Annotated in this window: 23 protein-coding genes; 5 read left to right on the forward strand and 18 right to left on the reverse strand. The window is 74.1% G+C overall.

All coding sequences use genetic code 11. The annotated features are described in order from the left end of the window. Positions 1–82: 82 nt before the first annotated feature. Positions 83–991 carry an SDR family NAD(P)-dependent oxidoreductase gene (locus MY526_RS18620; RefSeq protein WP_436691525.1) on the forward strand — a complete coding sequence of 303 codons (909 nt, stop codon included), beginning with the start codon at positions 83–85 and terminating at the stop codon, positions 989–991. Between the two features lie 171 nt (positions 992–1,162). On the opposite strand, the gene MY526_RS18625 is transcribed toward MY526_RS18620, so the two are convergent. The 9 genes from MY526_RS18625 to MY526_RS18665 all read right to left on the reverse strand — a co-directional run bounded on the left by MY526_RS18625 (position 1,163) and on the right by MY526_RS18665 (position 9,952). Next, positions 1,163–2,095 (reverse strand): SDR family NAD(P)-dependent oxidoreductase, encoded by a 933-nt coding sequence (locus tag MY526_RS18625; RefSeq protein WP_436704783.1) that lies wholly within the window; start codon positions 2,093–2,095, stop codon positions 1,163–1,165. A gap of 154 nt (positions 2,096–2,249) precedes the next feature. Then, positions 2,250–2,483, reverse strand: a complete 234-nt coding sequence (locus MY526_RS18630) for a hypothetical protein (RefSeq protein WP_436691523.1) — start codon at positions 2,481–2,483, stop codon at positions 2,250–2,252. Then, positions 2,480–3,541 (reverse strand): hypothetical protein, encoded by a 1,062-nt coding sequence (locus MY526_RS18635; RefSeq protein WP_436704784.1) that lies wholly within the window; start codon positions 3,539–3,541, stop codon positions 2,480–2,482. The genes MY526_RS18630 and MY526_RS18635 overlap by 4 nt, the downstream gene beginning before the upstream one ends. Beyond that, entirely contained in the window at positions 3,538–4,092 is a 555-nt protein-coding gene (locus tag MY526_RS18640; protein ID WP_436704785.1) for a UGSC family (seleno)protein, read from the reverse strand. Before MY526_RS18640 ends, MY526_RS18635 begins: the two co-directional genes overlap by 4 nt. Positions 4,093–4,215: 123 nt before the next feature. After that, positions 4,216–5,328 (reverse strand): ABC transporter ATP-binding protein, encoded by a 1,113-nt coding sequence (locus MY526_RS18645; protein ID WP_436691520.1) that lies wholly within the window; start codon positions 5,326–5,328, stop codon positions 4,216–4,218. Beyond that, positions 5,325–6,428, reverse strand: a complete 1,104-nt coding sequence (locus tag MY526_RS18650) for an ABC transporter ATP-binding protein (protein ID WP_436691519.1) — start codon at positions 6,426–6,428, stop codon at positions 5,325–5,327. Before MY526_RS18650 ends, MY526_RS18645 begins: the two co-directional genes overlap by 4 nt. Beyond that, on the reverse strand, positions 6,425–7,318 hold the full coding sequence (locus tag MY526_RS18655) for an ABC transporter permease (protein WP_436691518.1): 894 nt from the start codon (positions 7,316–7,318) through the stop codon (positions 6,425–6,427). Before MY526_RS18655 ends, MY526_RS18650 begins: the two co-directional genes overlap by 4 nt. Next, complete coding sequence (locus MY526_RS18660; RefSeq protein ID WP_436691517.1) at positions 7,305–8,345, reverse strand: ABC transporter permease; 1,041 nt, start codon at positions 8,343–8,345, stop codon at positions 7,305–7,307. Before MY526_RS18660 ends, MY526_RS18655 begins: the two co-directional genes overlap by 14 nt. Continuing rightward, positions 8,342–9,952, reverse strand: coding sequence for an ABC transporter substrate-binding protein (locus tag MY526_RS18665; RefSeq protein WP_436704786.1), 1,611 nt, complete (start codon positions 9,950–9,952; stop codon positions 8,342–8,344). Before MY526_RS18665 ends, MY526_RS18660 begins: the two co-directional genes overlap by 4 nt. 353 nt (positions 9,953–10,305) lie before the next feature. Here MY526_RS18665 and MY526_RS18670 point away from each other — a divergent pair, with 353 nt between their 5' ends. Continuing rightward, positions 10,306–11,166, forward strand: coding sequence for an IclR family transcriptional regulator (locus MY526_RS18670; protein WP_436704787.1), 861 nt, complete (start codon positions 10,306–10,308; stop codon positions 11,164–11,166). A gap of 40 nt (positions 11,167–11,206) precedes the next feature. Here the strand turns inward: MY526_RS18670 and MY526_RS18675 are convergent, their stop codons facing one another. The 3 genes from MY526_RS18675 to MY526_RS18685 form a co-directional block, all read right to left on the reverse strand. Then, on the reverse strand, positions 11,207–12,211 hold the full coding sequence (locus MY526_RS18675; protein ID WP_436704788.1) for an amidohydrolase family protein: 1,005 nt from the start codon (positions 12,209–12,211) through the stop codon (positions 11,207–11,209). Between the two features lie 23 nt (positions 12,212–12,234). Further along, the gene (locus tag MY526_RS18680) at positions 12,235–13,338 is read right to left on the reverse strand and encodes a zinc-dependent alcohol dehydrogenase (RefSeq protein WP_436691513.1); all 1,104 of its coding nucleotides are present in this window, start codon (positions 13,336–13,338) and stop codon (positions 12,235–12,237) included. Between the two features lie 181 nt (positions 13,339–13,519). Next, complete coding sequence (locus MY526_RS18685) at positions 13,520–14,668, reverse strand: alpha-hydroxy acid oxidase (RefSeq protein WP_436704789.1); 1,149 nt, start codon at positions 14,666–14,668, stop codon at positions 13,520–13,522. Between the two features lie 124 nt (positions 14,669–14,792). Here MY526_RS18685 and MY526_RS18690 point away from each other — a divergent pair, with 124 nt between their 5' ends. Together MY526_RS18690 and MY526_RS18695 are read left to right on the forward strand one after the other, a co-directional pair. Beyond that, positions 14,793–15,410: a nitroreductase family protein gene (locus tag MY526_RS18690; RefSeq protein WP_436691511.1), complete on the forward strand. Its 618-nt coding sequence runs from the start codon at positions 14,793–14,795 to the stop codon at positions 15,408–15,410. A 38-nt stretch (positions 15,411–15,448) separates the two neighbouring features. Next, complete coding sequence (locus tag MY526_RS18695; protein WP_436704790.1) at positions 15,449–16,525, forward strand: molybdopterin-dependent oxidoreductase; 1,077 nt, start codon at positions 15,449–15,451, stop codon at positions 16,523–16,525. 7 nt (positions 16,526–16,532) lie between these two features. Here the strand turns inward: MY526_RS18695 and hisH are convergent, their stop codons facing one another. The 5 genes from hisH to hisD all read right to left on the reverse strand — a co-directional run bounded on the left by hisH (position 16,533) and on the right by hisD (position 20,490). After that, positions 16,533–17,171, reverse strand: a complete 639-nt coding sequence (hisH, locus tag MY526_RS18700) for an imidazole glycerol phosphate synthase subunit HisH (protein WP_436691509.1) — start codon at positions 17,169–17,171, stop codon at positions 16,533–16,535. Between the two features lie 66 nt (positions 17,172–17,237). After that, entirely contained in the window at positions 17,238–17,414 is a 177-nt protein-coding gene (locus MY526_RS18705; RefSeq protein ID WP_436691508.1) for a hypothetical protein, read from the reverse strand. Between the two features lie 4 nt (positions 17,415–17,418). Beyond that, complete coding sequence (hisB, locus tag MY526_RS18710) at positions 17,419–18,015, reverse strand: imidazoleglycerol-phosphate dehydratase HisB (protein WP_436704791.1); 597 nt, start codon at positions 18,013–18,015, stop codon at positions 17,419–17,421. Positions 18,016–18,019: 4 nt separating this feature from the next. Further along, positions 18,020–19,189: a histidinol-phosphate transaminase gene (locus MY526_RS18715; RefSeq protein ID WP_436691506.1), complete on the reverse strand. Its 1,170-nt coding sequence runs from the start codon at positions 19,187–19,189 to the stop codon at positions 18,020–18,022. Then, positions 19,186–20,490: a histidinol dehydrogenase gene (hisD, locus tag MY526_RS18720; RefSeq protein WP_436704792.1), complete on the reverse strand. Its 1,305-nt coding sequence runs from the start codon at positions 20,488–20,490 to the stop codon at positions 19,186–19,188. Before hisD ends, MY526_RS18715 begins: the two co-directional genes overlap by 4 nt. A 105-nt stretch (positions 20,491–20,595) precedes the next feature. Here hisD and MY526_RS18725 point away from each other — a divergent pair, with 105 nt between their 5' ends. Continuing rightward, a complete protein-coding gene (locus MY526_RS18725) occupies positions 20,596–21,390 on the forward strand; it encodes an LON peptidase substrate-binding domain-containing protein (protein WP_436704793.1) in 795 nt (264 codons plus the stop codon). Here MY526_RS18725 and MY526_RS18730 read toward each other — a convergent pair. Then, positions 21,387–22,055 (reverse strand): LPXTG cell wall anchor domain-containing protein, encoded by a 669-nt coding sequence (locus MY526_RS18730; RefSeq protein ID WP_436704794.1) that lies wholly within the window; start codon positions 22,053–22,055, stop codon positions 21,387–21,389. The two genes, MY526_RS18725 and MY526_RS18730, sit on opposite strands and share 4 nt — an antisense overlap. Positions 22,056–22,119: the final 64 nt, after the last annotated feature.

Here is a 22,119-nt window from a genome sequence, read left to right on the forward strand (position 1 = left end):
GCACTCCCCCTGGTTCCCGGGCCCGCACCGCCGTCCCGCGGTGCGGGCCCGGCCCGTTCTCTCCCCATCCGAAGGAGCACACATGCAGGACGTCGACGGCAAGATCGCCTTCATCACCGGCGGGTCCAGCGGCATCGGCCGCGGCATCGGGCTGGCGTTCGCCCGCGCGGGCATGCAGGTCGTCATCAGCGGCCGCCGGCAGGAGCACATCGACGAGACGAAGGCCGAGTTCGCCGCGGCCGGGCTCCAGGTCGACTCGGTGGTCCTGGACGTGACCGACCGGGAGGCCGTCGAGCGCGCCGCCGAGGAGACCGAGCGCCGCTACGGGCGGATCGACGTCCTGGTGAACAACGCCGGGATCGGCCTGACCGGGCCGGTCATGAAGGCCACCCCGACGGACTGGGACTGGGTCATCGACGTCAACATCAAGGGCGTCGCGCACGGGATCCACGCCTTCGTGCCGCGGATCCAGAAGCACGGCCAGGGGGGCCACGTGGTCAACACCTCGTCGATGGCCGGCCTCCTGCCGATCGTGGCGGGCCTGTACTCGATGACGAAGGCCGCGGTGATCGCGCTGTCGGAGGCGCTGGCCATCGAGCTGGCCCCCGACGGCATCGGCGTCTCGGCCTACTGCCCCGGGCCTACGCACAGCAACATCGCCGGCGGGGTGGCCCGTCGTCCCGAGCAGTACGGGGAGAGCGGCTACACGCCGCCGCCCGCGGAGTTCCTCGAGCGGGCCAAGACCCAGCCCTACATGAGCTACGTCGAGGCCGGCGAGCGGGTGCTCGAGGGCGTCCGCCGCAACGACCTGTTCATCCTCACCCACCCGGAGTTCAGGGACGGCGTGCGCGACCGGTTCGACACCACGCTGGCCGCCTTCCCCGACGAGCCGATCGACGAGGTGCGGGCCGCGGCGATCCCGTTCCTGACCGCGCACACCATCTACGCGCCGGAGAAGCGCCTCCCCTCCCCCCGCCACGACCCCAGCTGACCGACCCCGTGAGGGGCAGGCCCCGCCGTATCCGCTGGGGCCGGCCTCTGTCGTCCGCCCTGGAAGCGCTGCCCCTCGGCGTCGGTGTGCGGGGATGCGCAACTTCCCGCCCAGAACTGCGCATCCGCGCACACGGTCGGCCCGGATGCCCGGTCCGCGCCGGGCGCCGGGTCAGGGCAGCGGGGTCTCGTCCAGCGGGATGAGCGGGACCGGGCCGGCGAGATCCTCGGGGTCGGCCGGGAAGTAGGCGAAGTTCTTCGCCCGCGCGCCGCCGTCGACCACGAGGTCGGTGCCGGTGATCAGCCGCGCGTAGTCCGAGCACAGCCACGCGACGGCGTGCCCGATGTCGGTCGGCGTCCCGGTGCTGCCCATGGGCACCAGCGGCGGGCGCTCGCCCGACCAGCGGGCCGGACGCCGCCACGGCTCGTCCCCGGTGTTGCCGCCGAGGCCGCCGCCCTTCCGGCCGGCGTTGAGCATGTCGGCCGGCCGGCCCTGGGCGGCCAGCTGGGCCAGCAGCTCGGGGTTGTCGATGGTCGGCGCGGTCGGGGTGTAGCTGTTCACCCGGATGCCGTAGGGCGCGAGGTCCATGGCCGCGGCCCGGACGAAGTTGTTCACGCCGCCCTTGTTGAACGCGTAGGCGATGACGCCGGCCGAGCCGTTCCAGCCGTTGGACGACGAGATGCAGACGATCGAGCCGCGGATGCCGCGCTCGGCCATCGCCCGGCCGACGATCTTGGTGTTGAGGAAGTAGCCGAGGCCGGAGACCTTGATCGACCGCTCGAAGGTCTCGGCGGTCTCGTCGAGCACGCCCTTGCCGCCCAGCATCGCAGCGTTGTTGACCAGGATGTCGATGCGGCCCCACTGCTCCAGGACGGCGTCGACGTAGCCCTGCACCGCGGCCTCGTCCGTGACGTCACCCGGGGCGGCCATCGACTCGCCGCCGTTGCGCTCGATCCGGGCGATCGCGGTCTTGATCACGTCGTCGTCGACGTCGTTGCAGGCCACCTTCGCGCCGTACTTGGAGAGGGCGAGCGCGAGGCCGCTGCCGATGTTGGGGCCGACGCCGGTGACCAGCGCGACCTTCCCCTCGAGGGAGATCTCCACTCCGTGCTCCGTTCGATCGGGCTGCAGTGAGCCTGCAGCGGGTGCTCGGGCATGCCGGAGACCCGCGGGTGAGGGCACTCCCCTCACCCGCGGGTCCCTGCGGCGGGTGTCCGGACGGCGGCGGGCCGGTCAGCCCGCGACCGCCCGGCGCGGATCAGGAGCTGACGTCGGTCGGGTAGGTCAGCCGGATGCTCTCCGGCTGGACGCCGAGCACCGGCGCGAGCATCGACTGCATGAGCGGCTTGGGCACGAGGCACTCCTCGCACGCGTCCGGGCCGGCGACGATCGAGACATCGGCGCCGTCGCCGGTGACGTCCACGTCGAGCCGGTAGTCGTCGGCCTGCAGCGTCTGCTTCAACTGGTCGAGCTGAGCCTGGTCGATGCTCACGGGGACACCTCCTGGAGAGCGGTCGGCCGCGAGGAGGCCGACCAGCGGACGGGGATGGAGCGGCCGGACCACGGGGCCCAGCCGAACGGACGGAACACCATCGAGATCGCGGCGTTGGCCGCACCGGCGACGATCACGGGGATCTCGGCGGCCGACGGCATCATCGTCACCACGCCGTCCCGAACGGGGGCACCGCCGCCCTTGCCGGCGGCGGCGAGCTCGGCCTCGGTGTGCGTGGCGTGCTCGAACAGCCACTGCTGCACGTCGGCGCGGCTGTACCCGGCGTCGGCGAGGGTCTGGGCGTGCTCGGGGCCGAGCACCAGGCCGCCGCTGGAGTGCCGGACGCCGAGGTAGGCGCCGATGCGGGCCAGCGAGTCGGCGAAGTCCTGCAGCACCGCCTCGGCGCTGTCGGTGTGCCGGTTGTCGACGTACTCGCAGCAGCGGATGAGCACGGCCGACACCGCGTCGACGCCGGGCTCGAGGCCGCCGACGACGCTGAGCGGCTCCCACGGGGAGAGCTCCTCGTGCTCGCCGATGAGCAGCTGCCAGCGGCCGGGCACGCCCTGGGTGGCCTGCTCGAGCTCCTGCGGCTTGATGCCGTAGCCGTTGCGCACGAGCAGCCCGATGGCGCGGGCGATGGTGGCGTTGGCCCGGAAGCCGGGACCGAACACCCCGCCGGCGCAGTTGATGCCCAGCCGCCCGCGCATGGGGCCGTTGGCGACCAGCAGCGGCGCGGGGCCGCTGGTGGACTGCCACGCCCCGCCGTTGGTGGAGGCCTCGCCGTTGAGGGCGTCCCAGGCGGCCAGCACGACCGGGAAGTACTCCGGCTCGCAGCCGGCCATGATCGCGTTGACCGCGGCCTGCCGGACGGTCACCCGGCGGTTGAGGTGCGCCTGGGCGCCGATGACCTCGTCGGGGTCGCGGTCGGTGGTGGCCAGGAAGGCGTCGAGGTCCTCCCGGGTGGCGGGGACGACGGGGAGGCCGTCGGTCCAGCCCTGCTCGTAGCAGTACCGGATCGCCTCCCTCGCGGTCCGCGCCGGGTCGTCGACCGCTGTCATGAGGCCACCGCCACCGAGGAGCGGGTGAGCATGCCGACGATCTCGGGCAGCGCCTGGACGGCGCGCTCGCGCACACCCTCCCGGGAGAGGCTCGCCACCGGGTGCGCGGTGGTGACGTACTCGTACCCCGGGGTGCCCTGGAGGCCGGCCATGGCGTCGGCGCTGACCTGGAAGGCGTCGCTGCAGATGACCGCGGCCGGGATGCCGGCGGCCTCGAGCTGCAGCCCGTCGGCGATCGCCGAGGCGCTGCAGGACCCGCAGTCGCCCACACCGACGACCACGACGTCGGTCTCGCCGCGGAACTCCTCGAGCATCTCCGGCGGGGCCGGGTGCACGATGCTCGGCTTGGTCCGGGTGAGGACGGTCGTCACGCCGTGCTCGGACTCCAGCAGGGCGGCGACCTCCTCGAGGAAGTCCGCCGCGTTGCGCTTGGTGTTGACGAGCAGGCCCAGGCGCAGGCCGTTCAGCCCGCCGGGGCGGGAGGCCAGCGCCGTGCGTCCCCGCTCGTCGCCGGGTGCGCCCACGGTCGGGTCGATGATGGTGTCGAACACGTCTCTCCTCGCTCCGTGGACGCCGGCCCGCGCGGCGCCGTCCCTGGGAGGAACGCTAGGCGCGCGTGCGAGCCGGCTCCACGTCCTTCCCGCGCGGCGGAACCGGCGGGCCGACGTGGGATCTCAGACGACCGTGGACCCGGCCGGTGGCTTCGCGGTCGGGGACTCCCCGGGCAGGCTGGCCCCACCGGTCGCCTTCGGGACCTCCGGCATCGGGAGGTCCAGCGGGAAGTGGCAGGCCACCTGGTGCGCGGGCTGGTGCTCGACCAGCTTCGGCGCCTCGTCCGCGCACTTCTGCTGGGCCCGCGGGCAGCGGGTGCGGAACCGGCACCCGCTGGGCGGGTCGATCGGCGACGGCGGCTCGCCCGGCAGCGCGACCGGCCGGTGGGCGGCCCCGGTGACCGGGTCGACCCGCGGGATGGAGTCCAGCAGCGCCGACGTGTACGGGTGCAGCGGCTGCCGGTACATGGCCTCGGACGGGCCGATCTCGGCCAGCTGGCCGAGGTACATGACCGCCACTCGGTCGCTGACCTGCTTGACCATCGCCAGGTCGTGGGCGATGAACAGGTAGGAGAGGTTCATCTCCCGCCGCAGCTTCTCGAACAGGTTGAGGACCTGCGCCTGGATCAGCACGTCGAGGGAGGAGACCGCCTCGTCGGCGACGATCAGCGCCGGCTCCAGCGCGATGGCGCGGGCGATGGCCACCCGCTGGCACTGGCCACCGGAGAGCTCGAACGGACGGCGCTTCGCGTACTGGGACGGGTCCAGCCCGACGAGGTCCAGCAGCTCCTCGACCCGCCGCTTCCGGGAGTCGGCGTTGCCCCAGCCGTGGCCGACCAGGGGCTCCTCGACCAGCTCGGTCACCCGCCAGCGCGGGTTCAGCGAGCCGAACGGGTCCTGGTAGACCATCTGCATCTGCCGGCGGGACTCCTTGAGCTCCCGGCGGCCCAGCGTCATGAGGTCCTTGCCCTGGAACTCCACGACGCCCGACTTCGGCCGGGGCAGCTGGATCACCGACCGGGCCAGGGTCGACTTGCCCGAGCCGGTCTCGCCCACCACGCCGAGGGTCTCCCCCGGGTAGATGTCGAACGACACGTCCGACACGGCGTGGACGACGCCGCCCTTGACGCCGCCCGCGGCGCGCACGGGGAACTCCTGGACGAGGTTGCGGGCGCTCAGCAGCGGCGTGCGCGCCTCCGCCCGGTCGCCCGTCATGCGCTCCTCGACGGCGGTCATCGCTGCTCTCCGTTCGCGGTGGCGGTGCCGGCCCCGACGGGGTGCCAGCACGCCCAGTGGTGCTCGGGCTCGTGCTCGGTGAGGGGCGGGGTCTCCAGGCACTTGTCGGTCGCGTTGGAGCACCGGGGCCGGAAGGGGCAGCCCTTGGGCAGCGCGGACAGGTCCGGCGGCTGCCCGGGAGTCACCTCGAACAGCGAGTGCGGCTCCCGGTCCAGGGCCGGGATGGCCCCCAGCAGGGCGTGGGTGTAGGGCATGCGGACGTTGGCGAACAGCGTCTTCGTCGGCGCCTGCTCGACCGCGCGGCCCGCGTACATGACGACGACGTCCTGGGCGTAGCTGGCCGCCAGCCCCAGGTCGTGGCTGATCATGATGACCGCCATGCCGAGACGCTGCTGGAGCTCGACCAGCAGCTCCATGATCTGCGCCTGCGTCGTGACGTCGAGCGCCGTGGTGGCCTCGTCGGCGATGAGCAGCCGCGGCTCGCCGGCGAGGGCGATGGCGATCATGACGCGCTGGCGCATACCGCCGGACAGCTGGTGCGGGTACTCGTGGAAGCGCCGCTCGGCGGCGGGCAGCCGGACCAGCTTGAGCAGCTCGACCGCACGGGCGTGCGCGCCCTTCTTGTCCAGGTCGCTGTGCAGCCGGACCGCCTCGGTGATCTGCGTGCCGATCTTCATGGTCGGGTTGAGCGACCGGGCCGGGTCCTGGAACACCATGGCGATGTCGCCGCCGCGCAGGGCCCGCATGTCCTTCTCGGCCATGCCGATCAGCTCGCGGCCCTCGAACCGCGCCGAGCCGGTGATCTTCGCCGTCGGCGGGAGCAGGCCCATGAGCGCGCGGGAGCTCACGCTCTTGCCCGACCCGGACTCGCCGATGATCGCCATCATCGCGCCGGGGACGAGCTCGTAGGAGAGCCCGTTGACCGCGTTGATCTTCCGGCCGCCGCGGGAGAACTGGACCCGGAGGTCCTCCACCACCAGCAGCGGCTCGCCCGGCTGCGCCGGGGTGACCCGGGACGGCTTGCCCATCGACACCGGGTCGATGACTCCTTCGGACACCTGGGCCTCCCCCGCGGCGTAGGTCGCCGTTCGCTTGCTCATCGACCACTCCAACGTGCCCGCAGGTTCTCGCCGAGGAGGTTGAAGGCGAGCACGGTGATCAGCAGGGCCAGACTCGGCCAGACGACGAGCATCGGCGTGGCCGAGAGGCTGAGCTGACCGGTCGCGACCATGTTCCCCCAGCTGGGCGCAGGGTCCGGGATCCCGAGACCGAGGAAGCTCAGCGCGCCCTCGATGATGATCACGATGCCCATGCCCAGCATGCCGAAGGTGATCAGCTGCGGGGCGATGTTGGGCGCCAGGTGCTTGAACAGCATCCGGCGCGCCGGCGTCCCGGCCAGCTGTGCGGCCGCCATGAACGGCATCTCGCGCAGCCGGAGGACCGCCGAGCGGGCCACCCGGGCGAACGCCGGGATGCTGAAGAAGGCCAGCGCCAGGATCGTGTTGGTCATCGACGGGCCCAGCGCCTGGGCCACCGCGAGGGTGAGCACCAGGGACGGGAAGGCGATCAGCACGTCGAGGATGCGCATGATCAGCGTGTCGACCATCCCGGCGACGTAGCCCGACAGCGCCCCGAGGGTCCCGCCGATGGCCAGGCCGAGCAGGTTCACGGCCACGGCGATCCACAGCGAGGACTGACCGCCGTGGAGCAGCCGCGACAGGATGTCGTTGCCGTTCGGGTCGGTGCCCAGGATGTGCCCCGGGGAGAACGCCGGCAGGTTGCTCTCCAGGATGTTGCCGCCGACGGGGCTCGGCAGGGACAGCAGGGTGGGGCCCAGGTAGCAGGCGATCACCACGAAGGCGATCAGGCCGGCCGGGATCCAGGTGCCCAGGTTGTGGCCCCAGCGGCGACCACGGCCGCCGATCTTGGCCTCGGCCTCGTCGATCTCCGGGCCGATGGAGAACGACGGGGCCGGCTCAACGACTGCCATAGCGGATCCTCGGGTCCAGGACGGCGTACAGGATGTCGACGACCAGGTTCGCCAGCACCGCGACGAGCGCGAAGATGACGACCGCCGCCTGCACGACGACGAAGTCACGGGTGTTGATGGCCTGCAGCAGCATCTGACCGATACCCGGCAGCGCGAAGATCTGCTCGATGATCACGGTGCCGCCGATCAGGGCACCCAGGTTCAGCCCGACGATGGTGATCAGGCCGAAGGACGAGTTCCGGAACGCGTGCTTGAGCAGCACCGACCAGGAGCCGACGCCCTTGGCGCGGGCGGTGGTGACGTACTCCTCCTGCTGCATCTGGTCCACGAGGTCGCCGCGGAGGAACCGGGTGTAGAAGCAGAACAGCGGCAGGCCGATCGCCGCGGACGGCAGGATCATCGACTTGAGGTTGAGCCACAGCCCGTCCTCCAGCGGGACGAAGCCGATGGCCGGCAGCCAGCCGAGGTTCACCGCGAACACCAGCACCAGCAGCAGCGCCAGCACGTAGTTGGCGACCGAGAGGCCCAGCGTGCTGACGACCATGCTGATCCGGTCCAGGATCCCGCCCGGCTTGTGGGCGGCGAGGAGGGCCACCGGGATGGCCAGGAGCAGCGAGACGACGAACGCGAGGAACACGAGCTCGGCGGTCACGGGGAGGCGCTGGGCGAGGATGTCGCTCACCGGCTGGCGGCTGACGATGGACTGGCCGAGGTCACCGGTGACGGCGCCCTGCAGCCACTCCAGGTAGCGCTCCAGCCCGGGCTTGTCGAGGCCGAGCTGCTGCTCGAGGAGCGCGATGTCCTCGGGCGTGGCCTCGGGGCCCAGCAGCTGCTGGGCGGCGTTGCCGGGGATCAGGCTGAGCACCCAGAACGTCAGGATCGTGACGCCCAGCATGATCGGGATGGCCATCAGCAGGCGCTTGACGACCAGCCGGAGGACCGGCGACCCGGTGACCCGGGAGAGGCGGGAGGCCCGCGGGCCCCGGCTGTCAGCCGGGACCCGCGGGGTTGTTGCGGTGGCGGTCACTGCTCCCGCCAGACCTCGTCCCAGATGACCCCGGCGTTGACCAGGATCGGCGGGATCTTGGTGGTGAGGCCCGGGCCGTGCACGCCGACGGCGGCGAGGTTGGCCGGGGCGAAGGCCAGCCCGAAGGGCGCGTAGAAGTTCTGCGCGATGAGCTCGGCGGCCTGCCGGTAGAGGTCGGCCCGCTGCGTCTCGTCCAGGGTCGAGGCCGCGTCGTTCAGCAGCTGGTCGAGCTTCGGGTCCGCCACGCCGCTGTACGGGACACCGGAGTTGAACCGGAAGCCGACGCCGACACCGGCCGCCGGGTCCCAGGCGCCCGCGGTCTGCAGCATGGCCTGCCACTGACCGCCGGTGAACTCCTGGATGACGCCGGAGAGCTGGTAGTCGTTGATCTCCACGTCGATGCCGGCCTCCTGCCACTGCGTCTGCAGGGCGGTGTTGATCTGGGTGGCGACGTAGTTGCTGATCGTGCCGAGCCGGATCGTCATGCCGCCGAGCTCCTCGACGATCTCCTTGGCCCGGTCGAGGTCGTACTCCGGGTAGCCCTCGACCTCGGGCTCGTAGAACAGGCCACCGGGGCCGGTGAAGCCCTGGCTCACCTCGTACTGGCCGCCGAAGATGCCCTCGTTGATGGCCTCGAAGTCGGTGGCCCGGTAGATGGCCTCACGAGCGCGGGCGTCGTTGAACGGCGCGATCTTCGTGTTCAGCTGGATGACGTAGGGAGACGTCGCCGGCTGGATCGTCACCTGCAGCTGGGGGTTGGCCTGCGCCTGCTCGAGCAGCGGGGTGGTGTTGAGGCCCTCGTAGGCCTGCGCCTGGCCGGCCTGCAGCGCCTGGTAGGCGGGCTGGTCGCCACCGATCGACTGGAAGGTCAGCCGGTCCAGGTAGGGCAGGCCCTCCTTGAAGTAGTTCTCGTTCCGCTCGAGCTCGAGCACCGAGCTGAGCTGGTTCTCGACGACCGTAAACGGACCGGCGCCGACCGGGGTGATCTTGAAGGCGTCCTCGCCCTGCGCCTCGAGCGCGGACGGGGAGGCGATCCAGTTGACGTTCGCCGACGGGAAGGACGCGAGCACCGCGGGGTAGGGCCGGGTGAAGGACAGCTGGATGGTCAGCGGGTCGACCACCTGGATGCCGCCCTCGGCCAGCGGCCAGGTCGGCTTGCAGGTGCAGGGGTTGGCGAGGTCGCGCTCCCAGTTGAAGCGGACGGCCTCGGCGTCGAGCGGCGTGCCGTCGCTGAACTGGATGCCCTCACGCAGCTTGACGGTGAAGGTCAGCCCGTCCTCGGAGAACTCGTAGCTCTCCGCCTGGTTCGGCGTGACCTCGGCGTTGGAGCCGTCGTCGTCGGCCTTGAGCAGGAAGAGGCCACCGAAGACCGCCTGCATCATCGCGATGTTGGAGCCACCGGTGGTGTTGGTCGCCGGGTCGATGCCGGCCGGCCAGCTGCCGGCGAAGGCGGCGTCCTCCAGGACGGTCAGCTCGCCGCCCTGCTGCGGCTCGCCCGCCGGTCCCGCGGTGCCGGCGGCCGTGCCTCCGGAATCGCCGCCACCGCCGCAGGCTGACAACGCCAGCGCAGCGGCGGTGAGAAGGGACAGGATCGTCCGTTGCTTCATGTAGGTGCTCCCCTTGGGGCCTCGGTGACTCTGGGGTGGACGGTGGAGCTGCACGTCGAGGACTCGCTCGATCGGTCGCATGGCTCAGTGATGGGGGTCACTGGCGGCCGGTCCAGAGTCCGGGAGGGGGCCGCTCCGGGGCTCCGCCGCTTTCGCCTCGCGGAAGACAACTTGGGCCCCACGCGGCGGACCAGCCAGTCCGCACCGGGACGGGACGCAACCCCGCCTTGCCGATCGGGCTGTGCCCCGGGCGGCCCCGTTTGACACCCTCGACCGGCGGACCGACAGTGGGCCGGGACACGCCGTGCCCCGGTGCTGGATGCTGCCCTCGGGGCAGGAGCGGGAGGCTGCGGGTGACGACGACGAGAGCGCTCCCCCCGGCCGAACGACCCGGCCGGGAGATCGACCGGCGCGTGGCCGGCCGCGTCTCGGCCGGCGCCACCGCGGCCGGCCGGGTGCTCGCCGTCCTGGACGCGTTCGGCCCGGCCCACGCCGCCCTGACCCTCAGCGAGATCAGCCGCCGGTCGGGGCTGTCGCTGACCACCACCCACCGGCTGGTCGGGGAGCTGCGCGCGTGGGGGGCCCTGGAGCGGGGCCCCGACGGGCGGTACGGCATCGGCCTGCGGCTGCTCGAGCTGGGCGCCCTGGCCCCCCACGGCCTGCAGCTGCGCGAGGTCGCCGTGCCCTACCTCGACGACCTGCACCAGGCCACGCGGGCCAATGTCGTCCTGGGCGTGCGCGACGGCTCCGACGTCGTCTACGTGGAGGCGCTGCGGGCCCGGGGCGCGGTCAAGCTGATGAGCCGGATCGGCGGGCGGTGGCCGCTGCACGTGACCGGCACCGGGCTGGTCCTGCTGGCCTTCGCCGCGCCGGAGGTCCAGGAGGAGGTCCTCAGCGGGCCGCTGAAGCGCTTCACCTCGGAGACGATCACCGATCCGCAGGTGCTGCGGCGCCGGCTGGCGGACGTGCGCCGGACCGGCGTCGGGATCGCCGAGAACCAGCTGACCGCCGACGTGCCGGCGCTCGCCGTGGCCGTCCCGGTGCGCGGCGCGGGCGACGAGGTGGTGGCGGCCCTGGGCGTGACGGTGGAGCAGGGCACGGTGCAGGCCCAGGCGCTGGTGCCGGTGCTGAACGCGACCGCACGCGGCATCTCCCGGGCGCTCGGCGCGCCCTCGGCGCAGCCCACCCGGCGCAGCGCGCACACGCACGGCTGACCGGCGCCGGGACCCCTGCGGGCCCCGGCGCCGGAGGCGCTCAGCGGGTGGGCTCCATGCCCAGCCAGCGGAACGCGTTGTTCCAGAGGATGTCCTCGAGGACGTCGTCGTCGAGGCCCATGGACCGCAGCGTCCGGCCGGCGGGCTCCTCGCGCGGCATCGCCGGGAAGTCCGAGCCCACCAGCAGCCGGTCGGACCCCAGCAGCTCGATGAGGTAGGTCAGCGCGCGCCGGTCGAAGACCAGCGAGTCGTAGAAGAAGCGCCGCGCGTACTCCAGCGGGGAGGGGCCGTCGTCGGGCATGACGGCGCGCTCGGGGTTCTTCGGCTCCTCGTTCCACGAGCCGCCCCAGAAGTACTGGTGGCGCGGGATCATCAGCGGGAAGCCGCCGGCCGCGTGGCTGAACGAGATCCGCAGGTCGGGGCACTTGGCCGCGGTGCCGCCGGTGACCATCGAGGCGGCGGCGAAGGCGCCCTCGATGCCCACGACGTAGGTGCCCATGGCCGACATGGGCAGCCGCTCGGTGGGCGAGGGCATGGCGTGCACGAAGACCGACAGGCCCAGCCGCTCGACCTCGGAGAAGAACGGCAGGAACTTCTCGTGACCGATCGAGGAGCCGAGGATGTTGGACGCGATCTCGACGCCCTTGAGCCCCTGCTCCTTGATCGCGGCCAGCTCGTTGGTCGCCGCGTCCGGGTCCTGCATCGGCACCATGCCGAGGGCGATCATCCGGGTCGGGTCGGCCTGCACGAGCGTGGCGCTGAACTCGTTGACGTGGCGGGCCAGCGACAGCCCGTCGGACGCGGGCAGGTCGTAGCGCAGCAGCGGCGGCATCGGGGTGATCACCTCGACGTCCACCCCGGAGGCGTCCATCGCCTCGATGCGGCGCTCGGCGTCGAAGAAGACGTCCTTGGCCGTGAACCTCATCGCCCCGAACAGCAGCGTGCGGGCGGTCTGGCCGTCCACCGGCTCCATGCGGGGGAAGCACTCCGGCGCGTCGGCCGGGTAGTCGTACGGCAGCAGGTGGGCGTGGGTGTCGCAGAGCATGCGGAGGGCCCTCCGGTCGGGCGTCAGTTGTTGGGGTGGACGGAGACGTGGACGGCGTTCTCGCCCGGGACCTCGCCGGCGAGGACCTCGATGGCGTGCCCGGTGTCCTCCAGGCCGAACGTGTGGGTGTGCATCCGCTCGAGCGGGAAGCGGCGGGACTCGATCAGGGCGATCGCCTCGGCCATGGCCTTGGCGTCCACGCCGTAGGCGCCCTGGAGGGTGAGCGCCCGGTTGATGATCACGTCGGTGCGGACGGGGATCTCCCGGTCGCCCTTGATGCCGGCGAGGACGACCCGGCCGCCGTGCTTGGTGGCCAGCAGGGCGTCGGTGACCGGGCCGGCGGCCATCGGGGTGAGCTCGAGGGTGACGTCGACCCCGCGGCCGTCGGTCAGCTCCCGCACCCGCTCCACCACGTCCACGGCGTCGTCGCCGTCGACGACGACGGTGTGGTCGGCGCCGAACTCGCGGGCCAGGGCCAGCTTGTGCGCGTCGGCCTCGAGGCCGGTGACGACGACGGTGCCGGCCCCCGCCGACTTGGCCGCGATGACGGCGGCGATCCCGCGCTGGCCGGCGCCGAGCACGAGGACGGTGTCGCCGAGCCGGACCTGGCCGTAGTGCAGCGCCCAGCGCACGCCGGCGCCCATCGAGTTGTACATGGCCGCGACCTCGGTCGGCAGCGTCTTGTCGATCTTGTGCACGACGGCGCCCGGCGCGAGGTACATGTGCTCGGCGAAGCCGCCCCACAGCGCCGGCGCGACGTCGACGGGGGTGACGCCGTGGCCGCCGACGCGGTTGCGGCAGGCCTGGTAGTTGCCGGTCAGGCAGTCGAAGCAGTTGCGGCACGGGATGACGACCTCGAGCGCCACCCGGTCACCGGGCTGCACGCCCCAGCGCTTGGCGGCGTTCTCACCGACCTCCTCGACGATGCCCATCGGCTCGTGCCCGGGCACGAACGCCGGCATGTCCTGGCGCAGGTGCCCCTTGTAGAACTCGACGTCGCTGCCGCAGAGGCCGTTGGCCTCCACGCGCAGGAGACCGTCGTCCGGGCCGACCTCCGGCCGGGGGAACTCCTGGATCTCGATCTTGCGCGGCCCCACCTGGACCGCGGCGCGCACCATCTCGCTCATGTGGACCTCATCTCTCCCGACCGAGCCGGGACGCCGACCGTGCGTCGGGCGCGTCCCCGCGGACGGCGGAGCCGTGCACCGGCCCCGCACAGCTCGGTGTGCCGCCGGTCACGGTAGGTCGGGCCGGACGGCGGTCACCACGGGACTTCCGCCGTGCGGGCATCGGGCTCCGGGGAGCCGGTCAGCGGGCCGGGTGCAGCAGGCCGGCGTCGACGTCGGCGGGGGTGGCGCAGCCGGTGAGCGCCAGCGCGCGGACGAACTCCGCGCGCAGCAGCTCGAGCACCCGCTCCACCCCGGCCTGCCCGCCGGCCGCCAGCCCGTAGAGGTAGGGCCGGCCGATGAGCACCGCCCGCGCGCCGAGGGCCAGGGCCTTGAGGACGTCGGTGCCGCGCCGCACGCCGCCGTCGAGATAGACCTCCGCCCGGCCGGCGACCGCGGCCACGACCGCCGGCAGCGCCTCGATGCTGGCCGGCACGCCGTCGAGCTGGCGGCCGCCGTGGTTGGAGACGACCAGCCCGTCGACGCCGCAGTCCAGCAGCCCGGGCACCTCCTGCGGCCGCAGCACGCCCTTGACCACCAGCGGCCCGTCCCAGAGGTCGCGGACGACGGCGAGGTCGGCCCACGTCACCGGGCGCGGGGCGGCCAGGATCTGCCGCTGCGTCGCCCAGGCCGAGAGCCGGCCGTCCCGCCGGGTCGGCAGGTTGCCGCGCAGGAAGTCCACCGCCCAGACCGGGCGGGAGGCGCCCTGCAGGAGCATGCGCGGGTGCGGCCGGACGGGGAGCGAGAAGCCGTTGCGCCGGTCGCGCTCGCGGCCACCGAAGACCGGGGTGTCCACGGTGAGCACCAGCGCCCGGTACCCGGCGGCGGCGACCCGCTCGACCATCGGCCGCAGCCGCTCCCGGCGCTCCGGGAGGTAGAGCTGGTACCAGAGCTGTCCGCCACCGGCCCGCGCCACCTCCTCGAGCGGGTAGCCGGTCACGGTGCTCTGCACGTAGACGGTGCCGTGCGCGCGGGCCGCCGCCGCGACCGCCGGCTCGGCGCGGCGGTGGGCGACGCGGCCGCCGCCGGTCGGCGCCAGCAGCACCGGCATCGACACCCGGCGGCCGAGCACCTCCACCGCCGGGTCGACGGTGGCGACGTCGGCCATCGACGCGGGGCTGAGCAGCAGCTCGCGGAAGGCGGCCTCGTTGCGGGCCAGGGTCAGCTCGTCGTCCGCCCCGCCGTCGACCATGTCGAAGACCGGGCGGGGCAGCCGCCGCCGGGCCAGCTCGCGGACGTCGGCGAGGTTCACGGCGGCGCGCAGCCGCCGCGGGGTCGTCCTCGTCGCCATGCGCTGCTCCCCCTGCCGGGACGGGCGCCGGCCGGCGCCCCGTGACGCGGGCCACGGTCCACCGGCCGGTCCGGCGACGGGGAGCGCCCTTCCGCCGGGTGGCACAGAACTCCGGCCCACCCGCGTGGCAGTCTCGCCGGTCGTGGAGTTCGCCGACGTCGTCCGCCGACGGCGCATGGTCCGGGACTACGACCCCGACCGGCCGGTCCCCCCGGAGGTGCGCGAGCGGCTGCTGGAGCACGCCGTCCGCGCGCCGTCGGCCGGGTTCAGCCAGGGCTGGGCGTTCCTGGTCCTGGAGTCCCCGGAGGAGCGCGAGCGCTTCTGGACGGCGACCACCGGCGACGGCACCCCGGACGGCTGGCTGACCCGGATGCGCCGGGCACCGCTGCTGGTGGTGCCGCTGTCGTCGAAGGCGGCCTACCTGGACCGCTACGCCGAGCCTGACAAGGGCTGGACCGACCGCGACGAGGCCCGCTGGCCGGTCCCCTACTGGGACGTCGACGCCGGGATGGCGGCCCTGCTGATGCTGCTCACCGCGGTCGACGAGGGGCTGGGCGCCTGCTTCTTCGGCGTCCCGGCCGAGCGGGTGGCGTCCTTCCGCGCCGCGTTCGGGGTGCCGGAGACCCACCGGCCGGTCGGCTGCGTCTCGGTCGGCTACCCGGGGAGCGAGGACCGGCGCTCCCCCTCGCTGCGGCGCGGCCGGCGCGGGGTCGGCGAGGTCGTGCACCGCGGCCGGTGGTGATCCGGGGCCGGTCGCGGCCGCGGCGCACACTGGACACCGTGGCCGGGCCGCCGACACCGGTGCCGACGACGCCGGGGCCGCTCCGGCGGGCCGGGCGGCGGACCAACCTCGGCCTGCTCGGCCTGCTCCTCGTCGCCGGCGGCACGGGGGTGCTGTCCTTCGGTGTCGGGACGCTGCCCGCCGCGTCGCTCGTGGTGGCCGCGCACGGCGCCGCCGGGCTGGGGCTCCTGCTGCTGGTGCCGTGGAAGTCGGTCGTGGTCCGGCGGTCGCGGCACCGCACCGCCGGGCGCCGCGACCCGGTTGTCGCGCTCGCCCTCGCCGTCCTCGTCACGGTGACCGTCGGCAGCGGCGTGCTGCACGCCGTCGGGCTGCCCGGGCCGTGGCCGGCGTCGGGCGGGATCGCCGCGCTGCAGGTGCACGTCGGCGCGGCGGTGGGCACTGGTGCCCTGCTGGTCGTGCACGTGTGGGGCAGCCGCCAGCGGCCGCGCCGCACGGACCTCTCCCGCCGGTCACTGCTGCGCGCCGCGGCGCTGGGCCTGGGGGCGGCGGCGGTCTGGGCCGGCACGGAGGCCGCACTTGGACTGGGCGGCGCCCCGGGAGCGCGCCGCCGGAGCACCGGGTCCTTCGAGCGCGGCACCGGCGACCCCGCCGCGATGCCGGTCACCCAGTGGATCGGCGACGGCGTCCCCGCCACGGAGCACCGCGTCCTGGACCTGGTGGCCGGTGACCGGCGGGTGTCGGTGCCGGTGGCCGACCTCGGCGACGAGGACGCGGTGCGGGCGGCGCTGGACTGCACCGGGGGCTGGTTCGCCGTCCAGGAGTGGCGGGGCACCCGGCTGGACCGGTTGCTCGCCGAGCACCTGCCGGACCTGCCGCCCGAGGGCAGCGTCGACGTCGTGTCGGTGACCGGCTACCGCCGGCGGCTGCCGCTGCGCGACGCGGGGCACCTGGTGCTGGCGACGTCCGCCGGCGGCCGCCGGCTGTCGGCCGGCCACGGGGCGCCCGTGCGGCTCGTCGCCCCGGGACGGCGCGGCTTCTGGTGGGTGAAGTGGGTGCGCCGGGTCGAGGTGGTCGACGCGCCGTGGTGGGTGCAGCCGCCGTTCCCCCTGCAGTGACGGCGGGTCAGTGCAGCGTGCGCAGCCAGTTGCTGAGCAGCTGGGCGCCGGCGTCGCCGCTCTTCTCCGGGTGGAACTGGGTCGCCGAGAGCGGACCGTTCTCCACGCCGGCGACGAACCGGTCGCCGTGCTCGGCCCAGGTGACCAGCGGCTTCGGCAGCGGGGACGGGACGCCGCCGGCACCGAGCGGGAACTCGCGCACGCCGTAGGAGTGGACGAAGTAGAACCGCTGGTCGGCCAGCCCGTCGAACAGCACGCTGCCGGCCGGCGCCTCCACGGTGTTCCAGCCCATGTGCGGCAGCACCGGCGCCTGCAACGGCTCGACGACGCCGGGCCACTCGCCGCAGCCCTCGGCGTCCTGGCCGTGCTCGACGCCGCGCTCGAACAGGATCTGCATGCCGACGCAGACGCCGAGCACCGGCCGGCCCCCGGCGAGCCGGCGGTCGATCACCCGCGGCCCGTCCACGGCGCGCAGGCCGGTCATGCAGGCGGCGAACGCGCCCACGCCGGGGACGACGAGCCCGTCGGCGTCCAGGGCGACCTGCGGGTCGGAGGTCACGGTGACGTCGGCGCCGACGCGGGCCAGCGCCCGCTCGGCCGAGCGCAGGTTGCCCGACCCGTAGTCGAGGACGGCGACCTTCTTCATGGCTCCCACGGTATCGATCAGCTACGGCTGGACCTGCGGTGTTCCCGGAGGCCGGTCACAGCGCGGTCACACCATCCGCAGGATGCCCGCCGCGGTCGCCAGCAGCGCCGCCACCAGCAGCACGACGGCGAAGAGCACCTGCGGACCGGTGCGGCCGCGGCTGTCGGAGTCGGCCTTCCAGATGCTCCACGCCCCGCCGAGCAGGAACCCGCCGAGGACGAGGAGCAGGACGGCGAACGTCATGCGGCTACAGCGCGCCCTTGGTGGAGGGGACGTCGGTGACCCGCGGGTCCAGCGCCACGGCGGTGCGCAGCGCCCGCGCCAGCGCCTTGAACTGGCCCTCGACGATGTGGTGGGCGTCGCGGCCGGCGTAGAGCACGCGCACGTGGAGGCTGATCCGCGCGTTGAACGCGAAGGACTCCAGCACGTGCTTGGTCAGGCTGGTCGGGTAGTCCGGCCCGATCATCGGCGTCATGTTCTCCGGCTCGGCGTGCACGAAGTACGGCCGGCCCGACAGGTCGACCGCCGCCTGCGCCAGCACCTCGTCCATGGGGATCGTGGCGTCGCCGTAGCGGGTGATGCCCTTCTTGTCCCCGAGCGCCTGGGCGAACGCCTGCCCCAGGGCGATCGCGACGTCCTCCACCGTGTGGTGGGCGTCGATGTGCAGGTCACCGTCGGCCCGCACGGTGAGGTCGATGCCGCTGTGCTTGGACAGCGCGCTGAGCATGTGGTCGTAGAACCCGACCCCGGTGCTGATCGAGCTCTTCCCGGTGCCGTCGAGGTCCAGTTCGACGACGAGTTTCGTCTCGCTGGTCTCCCGCTCCACCCGTGCAGTCCGCGCCATGCGCTCATCCTCCCTCAGTGGTGCGGTGGTCCGGCGCGACCTCACCCAGGGCGGTGAGGAACGCGTCGGTCTCCTCCGCGGTGCCGGCGGTGACCCGCAGCCAGCCGGGCAGCCCGACGTCACGCACCAGCACGTCCCGGTCGAGCAGCGCCTGCCAGGCGGCCGGGGCGTCGGCGAAGCGGCCGAACAGCACGAAGTTGGCGTCGCTGGGGACGCTGGTCAGCCCCATCCCCGGCAGCGCGGCCACGATCCGGTCGCGCTCGGCCTTGACCGCGTCGACGGTGGCCAGCAGGGCGTCGGTGTGCGTCAGCGCGGTCCGCGCGGCCGCCTGGGTCAGCGAGCTCAGGTGGTAGGGCAGCCGGACCAGCTGCAGCGCGTCGACGACGGCGGGATCGGCGGCGAGGTAGCCCAGCCGCAGTCCCGCCATGCCGAACGCCTTGCTCATGGTCCGGCTGACGATCAGCCGGGGCCGCCCGGCCAGCAGGGTGAGCGCCGACGGCGTGCCGCTGCGCGCGAACTCCGCGTAGGCCTCGTCGACGACGACCACGCCGGTGGTGGCCTCGTACAGCGCCTCGATCGTCGCCAGCTCCACCGCGGTGCCGGTCGGGTTGTTCGGGCTGGTCACGAAGACGACGTCCGGCGCCACCTCGCGGACCTGCGCCGCGGCCGCCCCGGGGTCGATGGTGAAGTCCGGCCGGCGGCGGCCGTCCACCCAGGCGGTGCCGGTTCCGGCGGCGATGATCGGGTGCATCGAGTAGGACGGCGTGAAGCCCAGCGCCCGGCGTCCGGCGCCGCCGAAGGTCTGCAGGATCTGCTGGAGCACCTCGTTGGAGCCGTTGGCCGCCCACACCTGCCCGGCCGCCAGCGACACGCCCCCGGTGCGGGTCAGGTACGCGGCGAGGTCGGCGCGCAGGGCCAGGGCGTCCCGGTCGGGATAGCGGTTGAGGTCGACCGCGGCGTGCCGGAGCGCCTCGGCGAGGTCGGTGAGCAGCGCGTCGGGCAGCGGGTGCGGGTTCTCGTTGGTGTTGAGCCGGTACTTGGCCGGCAGCTGGGGGGCACCGTAGGGGGTGCGGCCCCGCAGCTCCGGCCGCAGCGGGAGCTCGTCGAGCCGCGTCGCCGGGGTCCCCGCGGGAACGTGGAGCGCCGGCGGAGCGCTTTCGTGGGGTTGGCTCATGCGCGCTGCCGGGCCCGGACGGCGGCGGCGTGCGCGGGGAGGTCCTCGGCCCCGGCGAGGGCGTCGATGTGCCCGGCGACCTCGGCGAGGGCCTGCTCGTCGTACTCGACGACGTGGATGCCGCGGAGGAAGGACTGCACGGACAGGCCGCTGGAGTGCCGCGCGCAGCCGCCGGTGGGCAGCACGTGGTTGGACCCGGCGCAGTAGTCGCCGAGCGACACCGGCGACCAGGCGCCGACGAAGACCGCACCGGCGTTGCGCACCCGGCCGGCCACCTCGCGGGCGTCCCGCGTCTGGATCTCCAGGTGCTCGGCGGCGTAGGCGTCCACGACCCGCAGCCCGGCGTCGAGGTCGTCCACCAGGACGACGCCCGACTGGCTTCCGTCCAGCGCCGTCGTGATGCGGTCGGAGTGCTTGGTCGCGGCGACCTGGCCGGGCACGAGCCCGAGGACGGCGTCCGCGAGCTCCTCGCTGGTGGTGACCAGCACCGCGCCGGCCAGCGGGTCGTGCTCGGCCTGGCTGATCAGGTCGGCGGCGACGTGCACCGGGTCGGCGGTGTCGTCGGCGAGGATCGCCACCTCGGTGGGGCCGGCCTCGGAGTCGATGCCGATGAGGCCGCGCAGCAGGCGCTTGGCCGCGGTCACGTAGACGTTGCCCGGGCCGGTGACCATGTCGACCGGCTCGCAGGCGCCCGCGCCGTACCCGAAGACGGCGATCGCCTGGGCGCCGCCGACGGCGTAGACCTCCGTGACGCCGAGCAGCGCGCACGCGGCGAGGACGCCGGGGTCGGGCAGGCCGCCGTGGTCGCGCTGCGGCGGGGAGGCGACCGCGATCGACTCGACGCCGGCGATCTGGGCGGGGACGACGTTCATGACCACGCTGGACAGCAGCGGGGCCAGCCCGCCGGGCACGTAGAGCCCGACCCGGCGCACCGGCACCCACCGCTCGGTGACGGTGCCGCCGCGGACGACCTGGGTGGTGACGTCGGTGCGGGCCTGGTCGGCGTGCACCCGGCGCACCCGCGCGATCGCCTCCTCGAGGGCGGCGCGGACGGCCGGGTCGACCTCGGCCAGCGCGCGGTCGATCGCGGCGCGCGGCACCGCGAAGTCCTCGAGGTCGACGCCGTCGATCCGGGCGGTGATCTCGCGGACCGCCTGCGCGCCCCGCACGCGGACGTCCTCGCAGAGCGGACGGACCGTCGCCAGCACCGAGTCGATGTCGGTGGCGGCCCGGGGCAGCAGGCCGGAGAGCTCACGCACTCCCGGCAACGTGGACCCACGCAGGTCGATGCGGGCGAGCACGGGCGGACCTCCGAGGCGGTTCCGGGGCGCGGACGGGAACACCCCAGGGTAGACGGGCGGCCGAGGTGCCCGGTCCGGGCGCTCCCTCCCCTAGTGTCAGCGCCCGTGGGCGACCTGATCCCGCTCTTCCCGCTGGGGACGCCGCTGTTCCCCGGGGTGGTCCTCCCCCTCCACGTGTTCGAGCCGCGCTACCGCAGGCTGATCCGGGACCTGTTGGCCGTGCCCGAGGGCCAGGAGCGGTTCTTCGGCGTGGTCGGCATCCGGCAGGGCTGGGAGGTCGAGCGGGTGGCCCCGGCCGAGGCGCTCTACGACGTCGGGTGCACGGCCCGGCTGAAGGCGATCCGCCCGCAGCCCGACGGCGGCTTCCGGATCGTCACCGTCGGCGGCGACCGGTTCCGCCTCCTGGACGTCGTCGTCGCCGAGGACCCGCCGTACCTGCGCGCGGAGGTCGAGTGGCTGGCCGAGGAGGAGGCGGCCGAGGAGGCCGCCGGCGACCAGGAGGGCCTGGCCGCCGACGGCGGCGTGCCCGACCCGGACGACGCGCTGGTCACCGCCGTCGCCCGGGGCTCGCTGGAGGTGCTCGTCCGCGGGGTGGGGAACCTGTTCGGCCGGTACGTGGCGGCGGTGTCGAGCCTGACCGGGGAGGGAGAGGACGACGAGCCCGAGGCCGAGCAGCTGCTGTCGGTGGTCGCCGGTGATCCGCGCGCCCTGTCCTACCTGGTCGCCTCCTCGGCGCTGCTGACCACCGAGGACCGCCAGGCGCTGCTGGCCGAGTCGGCGACCCGCCGGAGGCTGCGGGCGGAGTCCCGGCTGCTGCGCCGCGAGCTCACCCTGCTGGAGACCCTGGGCGCGGTACCGGCGCCGCTGCAGCGCTTCGCCGGCCCGGGCAGCGTCAACTAGCGCGCGGCGGGATCGGGCTCGACCGGCCGGACCTCCGACGGCAGCGCCCCCTCGACCGGGGGCGGCACGACCGACGGCGCGGGGCCGGGCCGGCCGAGGTCCTCCGCCGCTGCGAGCAGCGTGGCGACCACGTAGACCAGCACCGCGGTGAACGGGCCGACGGCGAGCGCGGGCAGGGAGTTCAGCCTCAGCGCGGTGGTGACCTGCGAGCCGACGTCGGCCAGCTGCGCCTCGGTGGGGCCGGCGCCGAGCACCTGCCCCAGCTGCCAGGCGGCGAGCGCGGCCAGCAGCGTGCCCAGGGCCAGCGCGATCAGCGTGCCGACCCCGCGACGGCGGCGCAGCGCCCACCCGGCCGCGCCGGCCAGGAGGCCCAGTCCCGCGAGCACCAGGGTGAAGACGCCGTCGTCGGCGGCGAGCAGCTCCGCCGAGGGGTGGCCGAGCACCAGCGGGCCGTCCGCGGTGACCTCGAACCGGGCCCGCGGTGCCAGCGCCCACCACAGCAGCCCGGCCGGCGGCCCGGTGAGCAGCAGCACGCCGGTGAGGAGCAGGGAGCTGGGCCGGTCGGCCCGCAGCTCGGCGGCACCGGGCCAGCGCGCGCCGGCGTCCGGGCGGGGGCGCCGCACGGCCGGCGTCGGCTCGCCGGGGCGGTCGGCGGCGCTGTGCACGTCCCCAGTGAACCCCGTCTCGCCGGCCGCGCCGTCCCGGGGAGCTCCCGGCGCGCTCAGCGCG

This window comes from Geodermatophilus sp. CPCC 205761, from assembly GCF_051383655.1.
Classification (GTDB): domain Bacteria; phylum Actinomycetota; class Actinomycetes; order Mycobacteriales; family Geodermatophilaceae; genus Geodermatophilus.

Excerpts from the sequence above, each read along its gene's own strand:
- MY526_RS18705 (WP_436691508.1), bottom strand. The coding sequence starts at position 17,414 with ATGACGTTCGCCGTCCTGCTCCTCGTCCTCGGCGGGTTCCTGCTCGGC.
- hisB (WP_436704791.1), bottom strand. The coding sequence starts at position 18,015 with ATGGCGCGGACTGCACGGGTGGAGCGGGAGACCAGCGAGACGAAACTC.
- MY526_RS18655 (WP_436691518.1), bottom strand. The coding sequence starts at position 7,318 with ATGGCAGTCGTTGAGCCGGCCCCGTCGTTCTCCATCGGCCCGGAGATC.
- MY526_RS18645 (WP_436691520.1), bottom strand. The coding sequence starts at position 5,328 with ATGACCGCCGTCGAGGAGCGCATGACGGGCGACCGGGCGGAGGCGCGC.
- MY526_RS18680 (WP_436691513.1), bottom strand. The coding sequence starts at position 13,338 with ATGAGCGAGATGGTGCGCGCCGCGGTCCAGGTGGGGCCGCGCAAGATC.
- MY526_RS18635 (WP_436704784.1), bottom strand. The coding sequence starts at position 3,541 with ATGACAGCGGTCGACGACCCGGCGCGGACCGCGAGGGAGGCGATCCGG.
- MY526_RS18665 (WP_436704786.1), bottom strand. The coding sequence starts at position 9,952 with ATGAAGCAACGGACGATCCTGTCCCTTCTCACCGCCGCTGCGCTGGCG.
- hisH (WP_436691509.1), bottom strand. The coding sequence starts at position 17,171 with ATGAAGAAGGTCGCCGTCCTCGACTACGGGTCGGGCAACCTGCGCTCG.
- MY526_RS18715 (WP_436691506.1), bottom strand. The coding sequence starts at position 19,189 with ATGAGCCAACCCCACGAAAGCGCTCCGCCGGCGCTCCACGTTCCCGCG.
- MY526_RS18650 (WP_436691519.1), bottom strand. The coding sequence starts at position 6,428 with ATGAGCAAGCGAACGGCGACCTACGCCGCGGGGGAGGCCCAGGTGTCC.
- MY526_RS18620 (WP_436691525.1), top strand. The coding sequence starts at position 83 with ATGCAGGACGTCGACGGCAAGATCGCCTTCATCACCGGCGGGTCCAGC.
- MY526_RS18685 (WP_436704789.1), bottom strand. The coding sequence starts at position 14,668 with ATGGCGACGAGGACGACCCCGCGGCGGCTGCGCGCCGCCGTGAACCTC.
- MY526_RS18675 (WP_436704788.1), bottom strand. The coding sequence starts at position 12,211 with ATGCTCTGCGACACCCACGCCCACCTGCTGCCGTACGACTACCCGGCC.